The sequence below is a fragment of the Enterobacter pseudoroggenkampii genome, from assembly GCF_026420145.1.
In the GTDB taxonomy this organism is placed as follows: Bacteria; Pseudomonadota; Gammaproteobacteria; order Enterobacterales; family Enterobacteriaceae; genus Enterobacter; species Enterobacter pseudoroggenkampii.
The window spans coordinates 358,287-377,173 of sequence record NZ_JAPMLV010000001.1; the positions used below are offsets into that span (position 1 = coordinate 358,287).

21 protein-coding genes are annotated in these 18,887 nt (G+C 52.6%); 8 read left to right on the forward strand and 13 right to left on the reverse strand.

Annotated features, from left to right (window positions below):
* Positions 1–75: 75 nt before the first annotated feature.
* Entirely contained in the window at positions 76–975 is a 900-nt protein-coding gene (gene citR / locus OTG14_RS01725; RefSeq protein WP_267214503.1) for a DNA-binding transcriptional repressor CitR, read from the reverse strand.
* A gap of 622 nt (positions 976–1,597) precedes the next feature.
* Here citR and ahpC point away from each other — a divergent pair.
* Both ahpC and ahpF read left to right on the forward strand, forming a co-directional pair.
* Positions 1,598–2,161, forward strand: a complete 564-nt coding sequence (gene ahpC / locus OTG14_RS01730) for an alkyl hydroperoxide reductase subunit C (protein WP_008501015.1) — start codon at positions 1,598–1,600, stop codon at positions 2,159–2,161.
* Positions 2,162–2,348: 187 nt separating this feature from the next.
* Positions 2,349–3,914, forward strand: coding sequence for an alkyl hydroperoxide reductase subunit F (gene ahpF, locus OTG14_RS01735; RefSeq protein ID WP_148769596.1), 1,566 nt, complete (start codon positions 2,349–2,351; stop codon positions 3,912–3,914).
* A gap of 60 nt (positions 3,915–3,974) precedes the next feature.
* Here the strand turns inward: ahpF and uspG are convergent, their stop codons facing one another.
* Positions 3,975–4,403, reverse strand: coding sequence for a universal stress protein UspG (gene uspG, locus OTG14_RS01740; RefSeq protein ID WP_023310731.1), 429 nt, complete (start codon positions 4,401–4,403; stop codon positions 3,975–3,977).
* A 180-nt stretch (positions 4,404–4,583) separates the two neighbouring features.
* On the opposite strand from uspG, the gene OTG14_RS01745 reads away from it, so the two are divergent.
* Positions 4,584–5,822, forward strand: a complete 1,239-nt coding sequence (locus tag OTG14_RS01745; protein WP_045909599.1) for a zinc-dependent alcohol dehydrogenase — start codon at positions 4,584–4,586, stop codon at positions 5,820–5,822.
* A 10-nt stretch (positions 5,823–5,832) separates the two neighbouring features.
* Here OTG14_RS01745 and yldA read toward each other — a convergent pair whose 3' ends face one another.
* Positions 5,833–5,922: a small membrane protein YldA gene (yldA, locus tag OTG14_RS23710; RefSeq protein WP_008501020.1), complete on the reverse strand. Its 90-nt coding sequence runs from the start codon at positions 5,920–5,922 to the stop codon at positions 5,833–5,835.
* Positions 5,923–6,061: 139 nt separating this feature from the next.
* Positions 6,062–6,472: a nucleoside diphosphate kinase regulator gene (gene rnk, locus OTG14_RS01750; RefSeq protein WP_024907006.1), complete on the reverse strand. Its 411-nt coding sequence runs from the start codon at positions 6,470–6,472 to the stop codon at positions 6,062–6,064.
* A gap of 246 nt (positions 6,473–6,718) precedes the next feature.
* Between rnk and OTG14_RS01755 the strand changes: the two genes are divergently transcribed.
* Positions 6,719–7,336 carry a flavin reductase family protein gene (locus OTG14_RS01755; RefSeq protein ID WP_023310735.1) on the forward strand — a complete coding sequence of 206 codons (618 nt, stop codon included), beginning with the start codon at positions 6,719–6,721 and terminating at the stop codon, positions 7,334–7,336.
* Here the strand turns inward: OTG14_RS01755 and rna are convergent.
* Both rna and dcuC read right to left on the reverse strand, forming a co-directional pair.
* Positions 7,330–8,139, reverse strand: a complete 810-nt coding sequence (rna, locus tag OTG14_RS01760; RefSeq protein ID WP_208763615.1) for a ribonuclease I — start codon at positions 8,137–8,139, stop codon at positions 7,330–7,332. The two genes, OTG14_RS01755 and rna, sit on opposite strands and share 7 nt — an antisense overlap.
* Positions 8,140–8,233: 94 nt before the next feature.
* Positions 8,234–9,601, reverse strand: coding sequence for an anaerobic C4-dicarboxylate transporter DcuC (gene dcuC / locus OTG14_RS01765; RefSeq protein WP_267214504.1), 1,368 nt, complete (start codon positions 9,599–9,601; stop codon positions 8,234–8,236).
* 393 nt (positions 9,602–9,994) lie between these two features.
* Here dcuC and pagP point away from each other — a divergent pair, with 393 nt between their 5' ends.
* Positions 9,995–10,612 carry a lipid IV(A) palmitoyltransferase PagP gene (gene pagP, locus OTG14_RS01770; protein WP_080350496.1) on the forward strand — a complete coding sequence of 206 codons (618 nt, stop codon included), beginning with the start codon at positions 9,995–9,997 and terminating at the stop codon, positions 10,610–10,612.
* Positions 10,613–10,802: 190 nt separating this feature from the next.
* The gene (cspE, locus tag OTG14_RS01775; RefSeq protein WP_002439184.1) at positions 10,803–11,012 is read left to right on the forward strand and encodes a transcription antiterminator/RNA stability regulator CspE; all 210 of its coding nucleotides are present in this window, start codon (positions 10,803–10,805) and stop codon (positions 11,010–11,012) included.
* 219 nt (positions 11,013–11,231) lie between these two features.
* Here cspE and crcB read toward each other — a convergent pair whose 3' ends face one another.
* Entirely contained in the window at positions 11,232–11,615 is a 384-nt protein-coding gene (crcB, locus tag OTG14_RS01780) for a fluoride efflux transporter CrcB (protein ID WP_024907010.1), read from the reverse strand.
* 67 nt (positions 11,616–11,682) lie between these two features.
* Between crcB and OTG14_RS01785 the strand changes: the two genes are divergently transcribed.
* Both OTG14_RS01785 and tatE read left to right on the forward strand, forming a co-directional pair.
* Positions 11,683–12,471, forward strand: a complete 789-nt coding sequence (locus OTG14_RS01785) for a deaminated glutathione amidase (protein WP_157188769.1) — start codon at positions 11,683–11,685, stop codon at positions 12,469–12,471.
* A 125-nt stretch (positions 12,472–12,596) separates the two neighbouring features.
* Positions 12,597–12,800: a twin-arginine translocase subunit TatE gene (gene tatE, locus OTG14_RS01790; protein WP_023310742.1), complete on the forward strand. Its 204-nt coding sequence runs from the start codon at positions 12,597–12,599 to the stop codon at positions 12,798–12,800.
* Positions 12,801–12,882: 82 nt separating this feature from the next.
* On the opposite strand, the gene lipA is transcribed toward tatE, so the two are convergent.
* The 6 genes from lipA to rlpA all read right to left on the reverse strand — a co-directional run bounded on the left by lipA (position 12,883) and on the right by rlpA (position 18,871).
* Complete coding sequence (lipA, locus tag OTG14_RS01795) at positions 12,883–13,848, reverse strand: lipoyl synthase (RefSeq protein WP_024907012.1); 966 nt, start codon at positions 13,846–13,848, stop codon at positions 12,883–12,885.
* A 207-nt stretch (positions 13,849–14,055) separates the two neighbouring features.
* Positions 14,056–15,009 (reverse strand): YbeF family transcriptional regulator, encoded by a 954-nt coding sequence (locus tag OTG14_RS01800; protein ID WP_024907013.1) that lies wholly within the window; start codon positions 15,007–15,009, stop codon positions 14,056–14,058.
* Positions 15,010–15,300: 291 nt separating this feature from the next.
* Positions 15,301–15,942, reverse strand: a complete 642-nt coding sequence (lipB, locus tag OTG14_RS01805; protein WP_024907014.1) for a lipoyl(octanoyl) transferase LipB — start codon at positions 15,940–15,942, stop codon at positions 15,301–15,303.
* A 95-nt stretch (positions 15,943–16,037) separates the two neighbouring features.
* Positions 16,038–16,301, reverse strand: a complete 264-nt coding sequence (gene ybeD, locus OTG14_RS01810) for a DUF493 family protein YbeD (RefSeq protein ID WP_003858718.1) — start codon at positions 16,299–16,301, stop codon at positions 16,038–16,040.
* A 106-nt stretch (positions 16,302–16,407) separates the two neighbouring features.
* Positions 16,408–17,619 carry a D-alanyl-D-alanine carboxypeptidase DacA gene (gene dacA / locus OTG14_RS01815; protein WP_014069323.1) on the reverse strand — a complete coding sequence of 404 codons (1,212 nt, stop codon included), beginning with the start codon at positions 17,617–17,619 and terminating at the stop codon, positions 16,408–16,410.
* A 139-nt stretch (positions 17,620–17,758) separates the two neighbouring features.
* Positions 17,759–18,871 carry an endolytic peptidoglycan transglycosylase RlpA gene (gene rlpA, locus OTG14_RS01820; RefSeq protein WP_148769601.1) on the reverse strand — a complete coding sequence of 371 codons (1,113 nt, stop codon included), beginning with the start codon at positions 18,869–18,871 and terminating at the stop codon, positions 17,759–17,761.
* Between the last annotated feature and the right edge of the window lie 16 nt (positions 18,872–18,887).

The window sequence follows — 18,887 nt, forward strand, 5'->3', positions numbered from 1 at the left end:
CCGGAATAATGTGATTTGTCCATTCCTGGATTGTTGCCAAAATGTAATTAAAAGGTACTCGGGCAATATCGGAAATTATTCCGATTCGATTTTTTCAATGAATTGCGAAAACACGCTGCTGTTTAACGCTGAACGATTATATAGCATAAAGATATCTAATTTCGGAACCGTGAAAGGCAAGGCGACGCGCTTCAGGTTGAGAATGTCTTTATATCGCTCAAACATTGCGGTTGGAACAAAACCGACTAAATCACTCATGCCAATAATATTCATAATCGAAATCAGCGAGTCGCTGCGGAAGCAGAAATTCCGTTCCGGAAGGAGCACGTTCGACTGCTGCTGGAAGTCCTTTATGCCGTTCTCCTGGCTGCGCATCAGCGTGAATTTTTCCTGGCAGAGCTCCTCAAGCGTTGCGCTATCGCCAAGGCGGGGGTGCTCTTTGCAGCAGACCAGCTGTGCCGAAAACTGGATAAAGCGGGTACAGACGATAGAGCGGCTGTTAACCGGCGCAAAACTAAACACCAGATCGGCCTTGCGGTAGGCGAGCAGATCCTCGGCCGACTCAGGTGATAAGACCACATCATTATGTTCTATCTCGTAATTCCCGTCCGCAAGCAGTGACTTTAGCAGGCCGCCGAATCGGCCCTGGACCAGAATCTGCGGGCAGTAGATGACAAAGCTCTTTTTGATCTGCGCGTTATTCAGGATATTGATGGTTTGCTCAAGCTGGTTAAGATTTTCTTCCAGATGATGATGCAGGTTGATCCCCACGGTCGTCGGGGTGATACCTTTACCCGAACGAATAAAAAGCGGGTCATTCAGCTGCGTACGCAGGCGTTGCAGTGACTGACTCACGGCAGAGGGTGTGATATACAGCGTCTCGGCGGCTTTACTGATACTAAGATGTTGGTAAATGCACTCGAAAATGACTAACAGATTAAGATCGAATTTTTTAAGGTCGTAGAGGTTTGCCATGTTTCGTCCTGAGGATGCTGTGTTTGCTGTGGTTATCACATCACTGATAACTATAGTTTGAAGGTAACCATTTACAATCCTTTCGATTAACCCTCTTAAATCTAAATTAAATTCACCTTAATATATCACGACGCCAGATTATTGAAATAGTGCTTCAAGGAATATTAAGGTAATTTTATCTCAGATGCTTGAATGAGCATTTTAAATAACAATTGTCATTTATATATTGAGGTATTTTTATAATGAAAATAAATTTATAACGTTCTGAAATGATGTTTGGCAAAACCTATCGCAGCCATAGGCAGGATTACCTCTCTTATGGATTGCCCAATCCCTGTACGGGTGGTGTAATCAAAGGGCTGTTATCCCTTGAGATAAAGGGTTGTAGAGCGCAACGCAACGCCAGCTTCGGCTGGCACTGAATGTACCTGCGGGGAATTCAGGTATCAGGGCCGCCCGTTGAGGCGGCCTTTTTACTTTCAGGCTTTCCTGTAAAAGGTTCACCTTGTTGACTTGTCGACGTTGTAAGGTTTGGCTGATTGATTTGATAAAGCATACGCATTAGCCCCGATGGATAAAGTTGGTTACCTTACATCTCAACGAAAACACGGAGGAAGTACAGATGTCTTTGATTAACACTAAAATTAAACCTTTCAAAAACCAGGCGTTCAAAAACGGTGAGTTCATCGAAGTAACCGAGAAAGATACCGAAGGTCGCTGGAGCGTCTTCTTCTTCTATCCGGCTGACTTCACCTTCGTTTGCCCGACCGAACTGGGCGACGTGGCTGACCATTATGACGAACTGCAGAAGCTGGGCGTAGACGTTTACTCTGTGTCTACCGATACCCACTTCACCCACAAAGCATGGCACAGCAGCTCTGAAACCATCGCAAAAATCAAATACGCGATGATCGGCGACCCGACTGGCGCCCTGACCCGTAACTTCGACAACATGCGTGAAGATGAAGGCCTGGCTGACCGCGCCACCTTCGTTGTTGACCCGCAGGGTATTATCCAGGCTATCGAAGTTACCGCTGAAGGTATCGGCCGTGATGCGTCTGACCTGCTGCGTAAAGTGAAAGCAGCGCAGTACGTGGCTTCTCACCCAGGCGAAGTGTGCCCGGCGAAATGGAAAGAAGGCGAAGCGACTCTCGCTCCATCCTTAGACCTGGTCGGCAAGATCTAAGTCTGTAAAGCCTGGCGGGGCTGCGCTTGCACAGGCCTACAGTATCGTAGGCCGGGTAAACGAAGTGCCACCCGCAATCAATGGGCGCCCCCCGCGCCCATTTCATTCCAGCACCATGATGCAAGTTGCATTCAGGCCGCCTGTGTAAGGCAGCTTGCATGATGACGTTTTAAGAGAGGGAAGAATAATGCTCGACACTAATATGAAAACCCAGCTCAAGGCCTATCTTGAGAAACTGACCAAACCCGTTGAGCTGATTGCCACGCTGGACGACAGCGCGAAATCGGCAGAGATCAAGGAACTGCTGGCTGAGATCGCCGAACTGTCGCCAAAAGTGACCTTCAAAGAAGATAACTCGCTTAACGTCCGTAAGCCTTCTTTCCTGATTACTAACCCAGGTTCTGAGCTGGGACCGCGCTTTGCCGGCTCGCCGCTGGGGCACGAATTTACCTCGCTGGTGCTGGCGCTGCTGTGGACCGGTGGCCATCCGTCGAAAGAGGCGCAGGCGCTGCTGGAGCAGATCCGCGATATCGACGGCGATTTTGAGTTTGAAACCTATTACTCGCTCTCCTGCCACAACTGTCCGGACGTGGTGCAGGCGCTGAACCTGATGTCAGTCCTGAACCCGCGCATTAAGCACACGGCGATTGACGGCGGTACCTTCCAGAATGAAATCACCGATCGCAACGTGATGGGCGTTCCGGCGGTGTATCTGAACGGTCAGGAATTCGGTCAGGGTCGTATGACGCTGACGGAAATCGTCGCCAAAGTGGATACCGGTGCCGAAAAACGTGCGGCGGAAGCACTGAACAAACGCGATGCCTACGACGTGCTGATCGTCGGTTCCGGTCCGGCGGGCGCGGCGGCGGCGGTGTACTCCGCTCGTAAAGGGATCCGCACTGGCCTGATGGGCGAGCGTTTCGGCGGCCAGGTACTGGATACCGTGGACATTGAAAACTATATCTCCGTGCCGAAAACCGAAGGTCAGAAGCTGGCGGGGGCGCTGAAGGCGCACGTCAGCGACTACGACGTGGACGTGATCGACAGCCAGAGCGCCAGCAGGCTGGTACCTGCTGCGGTTGAGGGTGGTTTACACCACATTGAAACCGCCTCCGGCGCGGTGCTGAAAGCGCGCAGCATCATCATTGCCACCGGTGCGAAATGGCGCAACATGAACGTCCCGGGTGAAGATCAGTATCGCACCAAAGGCGTGACCTACTGCCCGCACTGCGACGGCCCGCTGTTTAAAGGTAAACGCGTGGCGGTGATCGGCGGAGGTAACTCCGGCGTGGAAGCGGCTATCGACCTGGCGGGGATTGTTGAACACGTCACCCTTCTGGAGTTCGCACCAGAGATGAAGGCCGACCAGGTTCTGCAGGACAAAGTGCGCAGCCTGAAAAACGTCGACATCATACTGAACGCGCAGACCACGGAAGTGAAGGGCGACGGCAGCAAGGTGACCGGCCTGGAATACCGTGACCGCGTGAGCGGCGACGTTCACAGCGTTCAGCTTTCAGGGATCTTCGTGCAGATTGGTCTGCTGCCAAACACCACCTGGCTGGAAGGCGCGATTGAGCGCAACCGCATGGGCGAAATCATCATCGATGCGAAGTGTGAAACCAGCGTGAAGGGCGTGTTTGCGGCGGGTGACTGTACTACCGTACCGTACAAACAGATCATCATCGCCACGGGCGAAGGGGCGAAGGCGTCGCTGAGTTCGTTTGACTATCTGATTCGCACCAAAACCGCATAATAGAAGAAAGTAAGGCGATACCTGCAATAGCGAGAGGCCACCGAAAGGTGGCCTCTTTTTTTATCTGACGACCATCACCGGTATGTGTGTGTGGCGGATCACGCTGGAGGCGTTAGAGCCCAGCAGATGTGTGGTAATGGAAGGGTTGCGCGAACCGATGACCACCACGTCTGCTTTCAGCTCGTTCGCCAGTTCATTTACCGCATCACGTACGCTGCCGAATCTGACGTGCGTTTTGATCCGTGAAGGGTCAATACTGAAGTGGCTGACCATGGTTTGCAGACGCGTTTCCGCTTCATGCTGCAAATGCTCCTCGAAGCGGCGCACATCGGCAGCGAAGCGGTGCAGGCTCAGGCTGGCTGATCCCGGGAGCACGTGCAACAGATGGATGACACCGTCCTGCTGCGCCAGGAACTCCGCGTGGCGAACGGCCTTGTCGCTCAACTCCATCTCAAAAACATCAACCGGCATAATGATTCTCTGATACATACCCGTTTCTCCTTGTTTATAAACGCTGTACTCATTTAACCACAAAATATTAATGGTTTCTGTAAGCGCCCCGTCAGTTTTCTTATCTCGCCAGGATAAATCTCAAAAGACCCGTATTCCGGGGCAGACCTTCAGGGGTAGCTACCCTTATAGACTTACCTGGAACCTTTCGGAGGTCGCATGAAAGCACTTACGTATCACGGTCCACACCATGTTCGCGTCGAGAATGTCCCTGACCCCATCATCGAACAGCCCGACGATATCATTCTGCGCGTCACGGCCACGGCGATCTGCGGCTCCGATTTGCATCTCTATCGCGGAAAGATCCCGAAGGTGCAGCACGGCGATATTTTTGGCCATGAGTTTATGGGGGAAATCGTCGAGTGCGGTGCAGAGGTAAAGAATTTGCAAAAAGGCGATCGCGTGGTGATCCCCTTTGTCATCGCCTGCGGGGACTGTTTCTTCTGTCGTCTGCAGCAATACGCGGCCTGTGAGAATACCAACGCCGGGCAGGGTGCCGCGCTGAACAAAAAGCAAATCCCCGCGCCGGCCGCGCTGTTTGGCTATAGCCACCTCTACGGTGGTGTGCCGGGGGGACAGGCGGAATACGTTCGCGTGCCAAAAGGTAACGTCGGGCCGTTTAAGGTCCCGCAGCTTCTTTCTGACGATAAAGCACTTTTCCTTTCCGACATTTTGCCCACGGCCTGGCAGGCGGCAAAAAATGCGCAGATTGAAAAAGGTTCAAGCGTAGCCGTTTTTGGCGCCGGGCCGGTGGGGCTACTGACCATTGCCTGCGCACGGCTGCTGGGGGCTGAGCAGATCTTTGTTATCGATCACCACCCGTACCGTTTGCGATTTGCCGAGGCGCGTTACGGCGCAATTCCCATCAACTTTGACGATGATAACGACGCTGCGGAAAAAATCATCGAGCAGACCGCGGGCCAGCGCGGCGTTGACGCCGTGATTGATGCGGTCGGGTTTGAAGCGAAAGGCAGCACCACGGAAACAATCCTCAGCAATCTTAAAATTGAAGGCAGCAGCGGCAAAGCGTTGCGTCAATGCATTGCTGCCGTGCGGCGCGGTGGGGTAGTTAGCGTACCCGGCGTGTACGCCGGGTTTATCCATGGCTTCCTGTTTGGCGATGCCTTTGATAAGGGGCTGACGTTTAAGATGGGTCAGACGCACGTCCATGCCTGGCTGGGTGAACTGTTACCGCTGATCGAAAAAGGGCTGCTTACGCCGGAAGAGATCGTGACCCATTATCTCCCCCTTGCGGATGCGGAACGCGCCTATAAGATTTTCGAAAAACGGGAGGAGGAGTGCCGGAAGGTGATTCTGGTCCCGGGGGCAGACACCCCCGAAGCCGCAGAGCAGACCGTTAAGGGCCTGGTGAATGCCTTCCCGGGTGGGGTGGCTTGAGAATGTTCGCTTACCAGTGGCGTTCAAGATAGAGCACTGCCGTGACGATAATCGCCACAAAAATCAGAAAGATAAGTGTGATAACGCCTATCTCACTCATGACCGTCCCCGCGGCACCAAAACAGATTAAGCGTGGATTAAGGCCATTTTGCGCGGTATAGGAAAATCGTGTGAATTTGCGGAAAGAGGATGCGGTGGCATCCTCTGTGCAAAGCGGATAGGCGCTTATTCAGAAGAGATTAACGCAGGTAATCGCCCGCGGCTTCTGGCTGGTAGAGCAGCTCCAGCACTTCCAGATGGGTTGAAGCGCCGCCCGGCAATTCCCAGTGGATCGTATCCCCCGTACGCAGTCCCAGCAGTGCGGCACCCACAGGCGCAAGCACAGAAAGCTGTGCGCTGCTGTCGGTCATCTGCGCCGGGTAAACCAGCGTGCGGGTCAGCTCTTCACCGGTGGTCAGATTGCGGAATTTCACCTGGCTGTTCATGGTGACTACGTCATGCGGCATCGTCTCAGGCGTGCACATCTGTGCCCGGTCGAGCTCCTCATTCAGGGCGTCGGCCACGGGGAGCGAGGCAAATTCTGCTTTTTCCAGCAGCCTGTCGATACGTTCTGCGTCGAGCTCATTGATGATAATGGTAGGTCTGGACATTTTTTACTCCATGTCGTTAATGCTGCGTCTAACGCAGAAACTGATCCAAAAGAAAACCCTCGCCGTCTGGCAGCGAGGGTTTAACTCTCCCGATGATACTGGCTGAGCGCGCAAGTTTGAAGTGATGAAAGTCACATTCATGGTCCATATGAATTTTCGCTGAAATTTATTCAGTCTTCATTCCTGGCGGAATACGTTACGCTGAGTGTCCTGAATCCGGGCGTTGCCCGCCAACGAGAGAGCACTATGTACTTCTATCAACCGTCTCAGGGGCACGGCCTGCCGCATGACCCGCTGAACGCCATTATTGGCCCACGTCCGATCGGCTGGATCTCCTCATGCGATAAGGCCGGTCAACTGAACCTTGCGCCGTATAGCTTCTTTAACTGCTTTAACTATCGCCCACCGATCATCGGCTTTTCCAGCAACGGCTGGAAGGACAGCGTGCGTAATATTACTGAGACAAAAGAGTTTGTCTGGAATCTGGCGACGCGCGATCTCGCGCAAGCGATGAACCAAACCTCCGCGATGCTTCCCCACGATCGGGATGAATTTAGCTTTGCCGGACTCACGCCAGCGGCCAGCCAGCTGGTTAACGCCCCACGCGTTGCAGAAAGCCCGGTGAATTTTGAGTGTCGACTGTCGCAGTGCATTCAGCTGACCGGTGCCGACGGTACGCCGGTGGACACATGGCTGGTGTTGGGGGAGGTGGTCGGTATCCATATTGCCGAAACGCTGCTGGAAGAGGGGATATACCAGACGGCGAAAGCGCAGCCCATCCTGCGTGCGGGTGGGCCGACGGCGTACTATGGCATCAGCGATGAAAACCGGTTTGATATGGTGCGCCCGGGCGCGGATCAGTAGCCGGCTTTATCAATCACGAATTGGTTTCCGCAGTTACCCGGATGTGGCTGCGGGGCAAACGAGGTCGCAGAAAGCGGGTTGTTAATGGCGTTTGCCTTCAGCGAAATCTGCATCTCGGTGAGATACGCCGGATTGCCGTTGCAGGTCAGCTTGAACGCTTTGACGTTCTCGTTGCCCCAGCTTTTGGCCACGGCACTGTCAAAATCACTACGATTGACGGGTTTCCCGTAGTTATCGGCGAGGAATTTTCCGACCGCACTGTTTTTAACTTCCTGATTCATCCGCACCATCGTGCCGAAATAGGCATCCGGGTCAAAACCAAAGCAGACGCCATGTTTGGCGTATTCGTAGCGTTCCAGGCAGGAATTCCCGCCCGCGCCCGGCATCACGTCATTGAGCTTTGCGGCAGCGGAAAGCGACAGTCCGGTTTCGGCGGCATCGCATTTGCGGCTGGCCTTCACTTCCGGCATGTTCGGAATGGGGCGTGTGGCGCAGCCAAAACGCATCCATCGACGGTCATCCACGCCGCGTGCGGCAATAGATTTCGGCAGGCCGGGCCATAACCCGTGAACGGTCAGAAAATCGGCTTTATTCTCGCGCTCTTTTTGCAGGCGACATTCGTCAGGTTCATTACGGTTGCGCTCAACCATGCTCTGACAAAACCCGGTTTGCCAGGACAAAGCCAGCACATAGCGATCGAAATCGCCATACTGGGTTGCCTTCAGCGGTTCCGCCTGTGCGGAGAAGATACAGAGTGCAAGCGCCAGTGCGCCAGACGGGATGACGATATCCTTCCTGAACATATGATTTCCTGATCGAATGAGCGTGATTAATTTCTGAGGGTTATTAAAGCATAAAAAGCGCCCGCAGGCGCTTTTTGGATATCCCTAATTTAGCTTAGGCCGCGCCGGGAACCAGCACTTCCGTGGTGATAATCACGATAATCAGGCCAACCATAACGGGCACTGAGGTGCGTTTTACCACTTCGAATGGTGAGATTTTCGCCATCCCGGCAACGGCGACCACCACACCTGATACCGGGGAGATGGTACGGCCCAGGTTTGACGCTTGCAGCATGGGTATGGAGAGATAGGCCGGGTTAATACCGGAGGAGTGAGCCAGTTTCGGGATCATCTCAACGAAAGCGTAGAAAGGCGCATTACCGGAACCCGTGGTCATCGCCGCCAGCATGGTGAGCACCACCAGAACCAGCATCAGGATAATACTGGCCGATCCGAACGAGGTGGCGATAGAGATCAGGCTCTGGATAAAGCCGATGGTGCTCAGACCCTGGGCAAAAACGCCCGCTGCCACCAGCAGCATCACCACGCCAGCGAAGGCATCCGCCATACCGCGATAGGCAACTTCCAGACCGGAGAACACCTTTTGCGTGTTAAAACCACGCACAAATTCCAGCACGGCAGCCAGCAGCATGCAGATAACCAGAATGGTGATGATGTGCAGCTGCGGACCCCATTTGCCGTCAAAAATCAGCACCCCGATAATCGGCGTGAAGGGCAGAATGGCATAAAACGCGGGAGCGGTGGTGGTGATTTCACTCACGTCCATCATTTCATGGCTGATGTTTTCTTTCTTATCGAGATAGCGCTGCCAGAAGAAATGCGCGATACCCATGCCGACAATGGCAACAATGGAGATCGGCAGCGTGGTTTTAAAGGCGAAGTCGATGAGCGACATCTCCGCTGCCTTTGCCGCCAGCACGACGTCGCCGGAGGTAGGGGAAAGAATAATCGCGGCCGGAGACGCGCAAATGGCTGCTGCCGCGCCGCGGCTGATACCGACGTTCACCATGACCGGGAACAGCGTGGCCATCAGCAGTACGCCAAGTCCGGTAGCCGACGAAACGGCCAGCGACATCAGGCAGGCGAGGAAATAGGCGGCGACCATCAGCAGATACGGCGAGTTAATGTACTGCAGGGGTTTTGAGGCAAGTTTAACGACCATGTCGTTGGCGCCGATGTGGGTCATGTAGGCCGCAAAACCACACAGCATCATGATCATCATGCCCAGATCGCCGCCGCGGCTCATGAGCAATATTTTAATGTATTCAACAATATCTGTAGCGATGTAACCGGTGCTCGTGGCGCTGGCAGGTAACACCTGGTGCCCCATCAGTGCGCTGATAATCAACAGCGTTAAACCGCCAACAAATAATACGCCCGTGGCCGAGTAGCCTTTAATGATGTAGCGCGCGACGCCGACAATGACGACGACTCCAATAAGGAGCTCGAATAACGTAAGCATGATTTCCCCTGTATCTCTGCTGCAGTGGAGCACAAAAAATCAATAAAAAAAGAAGGATGGAAATGTGCCGAATAATTGGCCTGTTCTTGCTGATTAAAATCAATAAACAGACGACTAGAGAACAGAACAAGCGTGTTTTTGCCATGGCCCATACATTTATACCATGAGGGTCTTGACCATCAGAAATGGCGCAATGTGTCCCAATAATGATAACAAATTGTTAATGTTTTGTATGGTTTTGCATGTCACTGATTACGAACGCTAAATGGCAAAAGTCACACCTCTTGTGGGCTTATTTGAGCATATCCCCCCATTTCTTTAAGAATATTCCCGGAAAATGGCCGAATAATTAGGAATAACGCCGATGCCGTTAAGCCTTGATTCAACTATTTTATGGTAAACTTTGCCTCGAATACTAAGAATGGTAATTGCATTGTGATCGTACGTAATACATTTTTCTCTGTTTTGTTGTTTATTTTTGGGCAGTTAACGTTTTCTTCTGTTGCACAGGCAGAAGGCAACGCGACGGACAAAGGCTGGTTCTCCACCTTTACGGATAATGTTTCCCAGACCTGGACGGCTCCTGAACATTATGATCTCTATGTTCCGGCAATAACGTGGCATGCGCGTTTTGCTTATGACAAAGAGAAAACCGATAAATACAACGAGCGTCCGTGGGGCGCGGGTTTTGGTCAGTCTCGCTGGGACGAAAAGGGAAACTGGCATGGCATCTATCTGATGGCCTTCAAAGACTCGTTTAATAAATGGGAGCCGATTGGGGGATATGGTTGGGAGAAAACCTGGCGTCCGCTAGCGGACGAGAACTTCCACGTCGGTTTGGGCTATACCGCCGGGGTCACTGCACGTGACAACTGGAACTACATCCCGATCCCGGTGCTGCTGCCTTTGGCCTCTATTGGCTATGGCCCCGCAACGTTCCAGATGACCTACATCCCGGGTACGTACAACAACGGAAACGTTTACTTCGCCTGGATGCGTTTTCAGTTTTAACTGACAAAACGTTACATTGCGGTGAAAAAACGCGCAGGCGTTGATTCATAAACGATAAAAATCTGCCAGTGAAAATTAACGCGACTTTAGTCACTTTTTATCAAAGATCCGCTGGACAAAAGGTCCCACAATTGATGTACTGGTAACCGACACAGCATTTGTGTCGTTTTTTAATGTAAAGGTAATTTTGATGTCTAAGATTAAAGGTAACGTTAAGTGGTTTAATGAGTCCAAAGGATTCGGTTTCATTACTCCTGAAGATGGCAGCAAAGACGTGTTCGTACACTTCTCTGCAATCCAGTCTAATGGTTTCAAAACTCTGGCTGAAGGTCAGCGTGTAGAGTTCGAAATCACTAACGGTGCCAAAGGCCCTTCTGCTGCTAACGTAATTGCTCTGTAATTCAGACGCGTCAGCAAGAATTTCAAAACCCGCTCCCTGAGCGGGTTTTTTTCGTTTTGAATCAGCCAAGCAGATACATTTTCAGGAAGCTGGCAACGATCAGCACGCTCAACAACACCATGCCTGCGCTCATCAGACTCTGTTTCATTCTGTCACCCTCGTTCAGTTCTGCATTCAGAGTGACAGAGAAAAATTAAGCCAACATTAACGGTTCGACGGTTAATGCGTGCTTGCGGAGGAAAAGAGCCAAAATGCGATCCCCGTCATCGCAAACGAGCCGAGCATGTTAATCGCGATGTTCGCCAGTGCCCAGCCGATACGGCCTTCCTGAAAGAGAAACACGACTTCTGCGGAGAACGTCGAGAAGGTGGTTAACCCGCCGCAGAAACCCGTCGTAATCAGGACCTTCCACATCGGGTCGATGTGCGTCATTCGGTTAAACCAGGCCAGACCCATGCCAATGATAAAGGCACCAATCAGGTTAGCGGCCAGTGTCCCCATAGGAATCGCCTGATGCAGAGGATTAAACCGCATACTCAGAAACCATCGCGCAACGCTACCCGTTCCCCCACCAATAAAAACGGCTAAAAGTAGTTGTAACACGCTAAATACCTGCTATTTGATGTGTAAGAGAAGCGAGTTTAACGCCGTTTATGATGAGGGGACAAATATGTATGTTGCGGTAGGGCAATTTGCGGTCACGCCTGACTGGCAGGCGAACGCGATAACATGCGTCAACCTGATGATGCAGGCCCGGCAGAAAGGCGCGTCGCTGCTGGTTCTCCCTGAAGCGCTGCTGGCCAGGGATGATAATGATCCGGATTTATCGGTGAAGTCCGCGCAGTCGCTGGACGGCGAATTCTTGCAGCAACTGCTCGCCCAGAGCGTGGGCAATACGATGACGACGATCTTAACGATCCATGTCCCCTCAACGCCGGGTCGCGCAGTCAATACGCTTGTGGCTATCCGTGGCGGGGCCATTGTCGCACGCTACGCCAAGCTGCATCTCTATGATGCGTTCAGCATTCAGGAGTCGCGGCGCGTTGACCCCGGAGACAGTATCCCACCGCTTCTGGAGATTGACGGATTTAAGATCGGGTTGATGACCTGCTATGACCTGCGTTTTCCCGAGCTGGCGCTCCATCTGGCGCTGCAGGGTGCGGACGTACTGGTACTCCCTGCCGCGTGGGTTCGCGGGCAGTTAAAAGAGCACCACTGGGCAACGCTGCTTGCGGCGCGTGCGCTGGATACAACCTGCTATGTGGTTGCCGCAGGGGAATGTGGCACGAAAAACATCGGGCAAAGCAGGGTGGTCGATCCGCTGGGGGTGACGATCGCCGCCGCCGCTGAAGCCCCGCATTTGCTGGTGGCGGAGCTAAACTTAGAGAGAATTACGCTTGCACGTCAGCAACTACCTGTTCTTCGCAATCGTCGGTTTGCGCCACCGCAATTATTGTGATGTTTTTTTCAACAATGCTTGATTCACCTTGTTACAGATTGCTATTGTGTGCACGCGCTAAATGACCGTTAATACAATCAGGTTTTGGCGCTGAATGCAGCCTGTTTTAAGTAAAGAAGGTATCTATGGGTGAGATTAGTATTACCAAACTGCTGGTGGTTGCCGCACTGGTCGTCCTGCTGTTTGGTACCAAGAAGTTACGCACGCTGGGTGGTGACCTGGGGGCTGCCATCAAAGGCTTTAAGAAAGCGATGAACGACGATGATGCAGCGGCGAAGAAAAGCGCCGAGGATGACGTCCCGGCAGACAAGCTTTCTCATAAAGAATGACAGCAGCGCCTGAGGGCTTGCGAAAAAAAAACCGGCTCATGAGGCCGGTTTTTTTGTATTACTGTAAAAGAATATTACAGCATTATTTAACTTCTTCGCCTTTTGCCTGCATATCGGCGTGGTATGAGGAGCGAACGAACGGGCCGCAGGCTGCGTGGGTGAAGCCCATCGCCATCGCTTCGGCTTTCATTTCATCGAACTCATCCGGGCTAACGTAGCGCTGTACCGGCAGGTGGTGACGGCTTGGCTGCAGATACTGCCCCAGGGTCAACATGGTCACACCGTGGCGGCGAAGATCGCGCATCACCTCAATGATTTCCTCATTGGTTTCACCCAGCCCCACCATCAGACCAGACTTGGTCGGAATATGCGGATGCGCTTCTTTGAAACGCTCCAGCAGTTTCAGAGACCAGTTATAGTCAGCACCCGGGCGGACCTGACGGTAGAGACGCGGCACGTTCTCCAGGTTGTGGTTAAACACATCTGGCGGCGTTGCTGTCAGGATATCCAGCGCGCGGTCCATACGGCCACGGAAGTCAGGCACCAGCGTCTCGATTTTGATGTTAGGGCTTTTCTCGCGAATGGCCGTAATACAGTCGGCGAAGTGCTGAGCACCACCGTCACGCAGATCGTCACGGTCAACGGAGGTGATAACCACATAGCGCAGCGCCATGTCAGCAATGGTCTGCGCCAGTTTCTGGGGTTCGTTAGCATCAGGTGCAACCGGACGGCCATGAGCAACATCGCAGAACGGGCAGCGGCGGGTACAGATAGCACCCAGAATCATAAACGTCGCGGTACCGTGATTGAAACATTCAGCAAGGTTCGGACAAGAGGCTTCTTCACATACGGAGTGAAGGCCATTCTTGCGCATCGCCGCTTTGATCCCCTGGATACGCGAAGAGTCGGCCGGAAGTTTGATTTTCATCCATTCCGGTTTTCTTAACAGCGCCTCGCGCTCTGTAGCCACGTTTTTAACCGGGATAAGGGCCATTTTATCGGCATCGCGGTATTTAACACCGCGTTCCATCACAATGGGTTTACTCATAGCGTGCGTGTTCCAGTTGCGAATATCGAAGGAAAGCGTTTCAATTCAAGGGAATGTTGTATTTATCAACTATTTTTGAACGAACGACAGGCAGTATATCATTGAAACGGTCGTTAAAGCAGCCTGCCAGATCGCCAATTTGTAAAATAGTTGTTGTTTTGTGCCTTTCGCCCTGCCTGTTGCAGGGGCTTGTGCTGGCTAAACCTGTCAGAAGGCCTGACGGATAATGCGGATGACGTTTTCCAGGACTGGGTCGCGTAAACTCAGCTTGTTGTAATGCAGTGAAATCTCGATTGATTCCGCATTAAGCTGACTGAGTGGAATGCTCTCCAGCGGCCAGCATTTTTGTAGCAGGCTGTACAGGCGTGATGGCATAACGCACAGCATATCGCTGCTGCCAATCAGCGATGCGGTGGTAAACATATTGTAACTGCTGAAGCTGATCTGACGTTCCGGGAAAATTTCATCAATACGCTGACGAAGGGCGTGGTTAGACTGCCCTTCGGTCATGAAAGACGAGTGGTCGTAGTTGCGCAGGTTTTCGATGGTCAGCGGTTCGCTGAGAACCGGATGCTGCTGCCGGCAAACCAGCACCAGGTTATCCGAATAGAGCACATTTTGACCCAGCGCTCTGGCACTGAAGCTGCCGCTTTCAATAATCAGGTCCGTCTGGAACTGGGCAAGCTGAATGTCAGGTTCATTGAGCGGCACATTACGAAGCAGGAGCTGCGGAGCATGCTCTTTCACGGCCTGGAAGATCGCCGGCATCACCAGCACACCCACAGAAGGGGAGCAGCCGATGGTGATGGTTCTCTGCTTATCATAGCTCCCGGTTAAATCCAGTGCGCCCAGAATCGACTCCAGCCCCTGGCTGATGTACTCGTGGAGATGCGTGGCGTAAGCCGTCGGCGTTACCCCCTGGCCCTTACGAATAAATAACGGGTCAGGAAATATAGCGCGTAGCTTTTGGATTGACTGACTTATTGCTGATGGCGTGAGATTAAGAATTTTCGCAGCGTTAACGATACCTTTATGGACATATACTGCCTCAAAAATAGTCAGTAAATTGAGATCAATATTACGTAAAGTCCGAAAAATTTGCGGCTTGTCTTCGCCACCAGGTTCATTCAGTCGTTTGGCTGGTAAATTATTATACTCCACGCTTTCACCCCGTATACATTCACAATATGAATGATAGTTGAATTTATTTATTATGCTTGTAGAGATTCGTAAAGTGTTGGTTTTGTATCACTTGTTTATCAAAAGCAAACAGTTGTGTGATAATTGCTCACGTTACTTATGCCGTGTTTGCCGAGCTTTCTGGAGGCTAAATAATATGTAGCGGTAATATTCGGGCGCTTCGAAAATATAGAATCTGTGGATTATTGTAAAGTGCAAAAGCGGTAAATAAACAGTGGCCCGTCAAATTATCGAGCCATGTTGTACGATATATTAAGCAGGGATATATTCGTGTGGGGGATTGTTAAGTAGCGCTAACACGTTCTTCAAAAGCACGGGACGAATATGTTCGGGCGTAGCGGCTTCTACCCACTGGCGCATTTGCGTCATTTCCATGCCGGCGTAGCCGCAGGGGTTTATGCGCTGGAACGGCGCGAGATCCATATTAATATTCAATGCCAGGCCATGGAATGAGCAGCCTTTTCGAATACGCAGCCCCAGGGAGCAGATCTTCATTTCCCCAACGTAAACGCCCGGCGCATCGGCACGCGGATGCGCGTCAATACCATATTCCGCCAGCGTGTTGACGACGGTTTGTTCCAGTAAAGTGACCAGTTCACGCACGCCCAGCTTTCTGCGCTTCAGATTGAGCAGGACGTACATCACCTGCTGCCCGGGCCCATGGTACGTGACCTGACCGCCGCGATCGCTCTGAATAACCGGGATATCTCCCGTCATTAATAGATGTTCTGCTTTACCCGCCTGACCCTGCGTAAATACCGGCAGGTGTTCGACCAGCCAGATTTCATCTGGGGTGCTGTCATCGCGTGAATCGGTGAAGTCATGCATGGCCTGGGAGACAGGCTCATAAGGTTGCAGCCCGAGGTGACGGACCAGAATTTTATCCTGATACAAAACTGCGTCTCCGAAGACGAGGGACAAAAAGTGTGGGGGGAGTATATCACAGCGGGGAGAAGGGTTACCCGGCAAACCGGGTAACCGCAAAGGGACTACAGTACCATACGAACGATTTCGATATTGCCGAGCTCTTCGTACAGCGTCTCAACCTGCTCAATGTGTGTCGCAGTGATGGTGATAGAAACCGAGTGGTAGTTGCCCTTGCTGCTTGGTTTTACTGACGGAGAGTAGTCACCCGGCGCATGGCGCTGTACCACTTCAACCACCTGATCAACCAGCTCAGGTTTCGCCAGACCCATTACTTTGTAGGTAAATGGGGTAGGGAATTCAAGCAGTTCGTTAAGTTTGGTTTTCATGTCAGCTCCGGCGTAACGTCAAAAAATAATAACTCCCACGTCAGGTGGGAGTTATCAGGATACTTAGTATATGGGGATCAAAATCACACTTTCAAGTGTTCAATTTTTAACCAAACCAGTGGTGGAACATCAATTTAATGTAATCAATGATTTTGCCGAAGAAATTGCCTTCAGGAATTTCTTGCAGGACAACCAGCGGACGCTGATCGATCGTTTTTCCATCCAGCTGGAAGTTGATCGTGCCTACAACCTGGTTTTTCTGCAGCGGGGCGTGCAGCTCGGTGCTGTTCAGCACGTAGCTGGCTTTCAGATCCTTCATACGACCGCGCGGAATGGTCAGGTAGAGGTCTTTATCAACGCCGAGAGAAGCACGGTCGTTGTCGCCGAACCAGACGGGTTCAGACGCAAACTCTTTGCCTGCTTTCAGTGGATTCACGGTTTCGAAGAAGCGGAAGCCCCAGGTCAGCAGCTTCTTGCTTTCTGTTTCACGACCTTTAAAGGTGCGGCCGCCCATCACGGCAGAGATCAGACGCATCTGACCTTCAGTAGCAGAGGCCACCAGGTTGTAGCCCGCTTTGTCGGTATGGCCAGTTTTAATGCCGTCAACGTTCAGGCTGTTATCCCACAGCAGACCGTTACGGTTGGTCTGACGAATCCCGTTGAAGGTGAACTCTTTTTCTTTGTAGATAGAGTATTCGTTAGGGACATCGCGGATCAGCGCCTGACCAATCAGGGCCATATCACGTGCGGAGCTGTACTGACCGTCTGCGTCCAGGCCGTGTACGGTCTGGAAGTGGCTGTTTTTCAGACCCAGCGCGGTAACGTAGCTGTTCATCAGACCCACGAAGGCATCCTGGCTACCGGCGGCGAAATCGGCCATCGCCACGCAGGCATCGTTACCCGACTGCAGGTTGATACCACGAATCAGCTGGGAAACAGGAACCTGCATACCCGGCTTCAGGAACATCAGAGAGGAACCTTTGAAGACAGGGTTCCCGGTTGCCCACGCATCGTTACCGATGGTGACCAGATCCGATTCTTTGAATTTACCTGCCTTCATCGCCTGGCCGATAACGTAGCTGGTCATCATTTTGGTCAGGCTGGCCGGATCACGGCGGGCATCGGCATTCTGTTCTGCCAGCACTTTGCCAGAGTTGTAATCGATCAGGATGTAGGATTCCGCATCGATTTGCGGAACGCCAGGGATCATGGTCTTGATATTCAGGTCATCGGCGTGAGCTGCAGAAAGAGCAGCCGCGCAAAGGGCCGTGGTCAGCGCCATGCGCTGCACAAAACGAGCAGAAAAAGTGGTCTTCATGGTCAGAACTACGACATCCGTGATGGAATTAAAAAAAGTGCCTTACTATAGCAAATGCTATTCAGGCAGGCATCCGACTTTAAGCATGAGTTTGTGAATGTGTTTTACACTAACTGACAATTCGGATACCGCCGGTTAATTATTTCGCAACAGCGATAAATGACTGAAGTTGAGCTTCATTCTGCAGACGCTGCTGCAGGGAGGCTGCCTGCGATTTGCTGGCAAACGGCCCCATCTGAATGCGCCAGACCGCGCCGTTCTGCTCAACGCGTCCTGGTACGCCAAACTGCTGGCTCAGACGCTGTTGATACTGTTTGGCCCGGGCCTGATCGCTCACTGCGCCTACCTGAACCACATAGCTTCCGCTGGCCGCTGCTGGAGCCGCCACCGCCGCACTTTGCGTGGCCGCTGGCGCCGTTACGGGAGCCGGCTGGGTCGCTGGCGTAGCGACGGGAGCAGGGGCTGGAGTGGGTTCACTGCCTTCCAGCACGCCCGCGGCTAAGGTCGTCGGTGCGCCAAGAAAGCCGCTACTCTTTACCGGCGCGCCGGTAGCATCCTCGCTTTGCAGCGTGTCATTGCTAATCGGGCGTATTTCTCCTCCCGGCTGAGCAGGCTCTGCCGGAGACGAGACGCTTCCCATTCCGCCGTCAAGATTTGGGCGGTCAGGAAGGGCATAGGTCTGTTTCGCCACCGTTGTACACGCGGTACCCGGTCCGGAGAGCGAACCATCCTGCGCGACGATAATCGGGTCAATACGAACTTTGGTGTTGTTCGAGGTGTTCAGGCGATCGGCAGACGCGCGCGAGAGGGAAATCACCCGGTCATTCCCGTACGGGCCGCGATCGTTGATACGCACGACGATCATGCGGCCATTCGCCAGGTTGGTGATACGGGCGTAGCTCGGAATCGGCAGCGTTGGGTGTGCCGCCGTCAGTTGCATTGGGTCGAACGCCTCCCCGGAAGCCGTCAGGTTACTGCCTGGCTCGGCATCATAAATGGCGGCAAAGCCTGCCTGACTGAAACGGGAAGGATCCTGAACAATTTTATAGCTTTTGCCGTCGCGCTCGTAATCCTGATTGGCACTGGCATTCAGCGGTTCATAAACGGGATCGGCACCGCTGATTTCAACGATCGGGCCATTACACACCGCAGGCTGCGGCGGCGCGACGGTTGCCTGTTGCTGACCATCATCACTTGTGCAGGCCGCAAGTAAACTTGCCGCGATGCAGATCCCCAGCCACTGCTTACGCATTCCGATCCCCTTATTT

Bases quoted from the DNA above. Each gene is read 5' to 3' on its own strand.
- tatE (WP_023310742.1), top strand. From the start codon at position 12,597: ATGGGTGAGATTAGTATTACCAAACTGCTGGTGGTTGCCGCACTGGTC.
- OTG14_RS01745 (WP_045909599.1), top strand. From the start codon at position 4,584: ATGAAAGCACTTACGTATCACGGTCCACACCATGTTCGCGTCGAGAAT.
- rlpA (WP_148769601.1), bottom strand. From the start codon at position 18,871: ATGCGTAAGCAGTGGCTGGGGATCTGCATCGCGGCAAGTTTACTTGCG.
- OTG14_RS01755 (WP_023310735.1), top strand. From the start codon at position 6,719: ATGTACTTCTATCAACCGTCTCAGGGGCACGGCCTGCCGCATGACCCG.
- ybeD (WP_003858718.1), bottom strand. From the start codon at position 16,301: ATGAAAACCAAACTTAACGAACTGCTTGAATTCCCTACCCCATTTACC.
- pagP (WP_080350496.1), top strand. From the start codon at position 9,995: ATGGTAAACTTTGCCTCGAATACTAAGAATGGTAATTGCATTGTGATC.
- ahpF (WP_148769596.1), top strand. From the start codon at position 2,349: ATGCTCGACACTAATATGAAAACCCAGCTCAAGGCCTATCTTGAGAAA.
- rnk (WP_024907006.1), bottom strand. From the start codon at position 6,472: ATGTCCAGACCTACCATTATCATCAATGAGCTCGACGCAGAACGTATC.
- rna (WP_208763615.1), bottom strand. From the start codon at position 8,139: ATGTTCAGGAAGGATATCGTCATCCCGTCTGGCGCACTGGCGCTTGCA.
- dacA (WP_014069323.1), bottom strand. From the start codon at position 17,619: ATGAAGACCACTTTTTCTGCTCGTTTTGTGCAGCGCATGGCGCTGACC.
- lipA (WP_024907012.1), bottom strand. From the start codon at position 13,848: ATGAGTAAACCCATTGTGATGGAACGCGGTGTTAAATACCGCGATGCC.
- dcuC (WP_267214504.1), bottom strand. From the start codon at position 9,601: ATGCTTACGTTATTCGAGCTCCTTATTGGAGTCGTCGTCATTGTCGGC.
- yldA (WP_008501020.1), bottom strand. From the start codon at position 5,922: ATGAGTGAGATAGGCGTTATCACACTTATCTTTCTGATTTTTGTGGCG.
- OTG14_RS01785 (WP_157188769.1), top strand. From the start codon at position 11,683: ATGTATGTTGCGGTAGGGCAATTTGCGGTCACGCCTGACTGGCAGGCG.
- citR (WP_267214503.1), bottom strand. From the start codon at position 975: ATGGCAAACCTCTACGACCTTAAAAAATTCGATCTTAATCTGTTAGTC.
- ahpC (WP_008501015.1), top strand. From the start codon at position 1,598: ATGTCTTTGATTAACACTAAAATTAAACCTTTCAAAAACCAGGCGTTC.
- cspE (WP_002439184.1), top strand. From the start codon at position 10,803: ATGTCTAAGATTAAAGGTAACGTTAAGTGGTTTAATGAGTCCAAAGGA.
- uspG (WP_023310731.1), bottom strand. From the start codon at position 4,403: ATGTATCAGAGAATCATTATGCCGGTTGATGTTTTTGAGATGGAGTTG.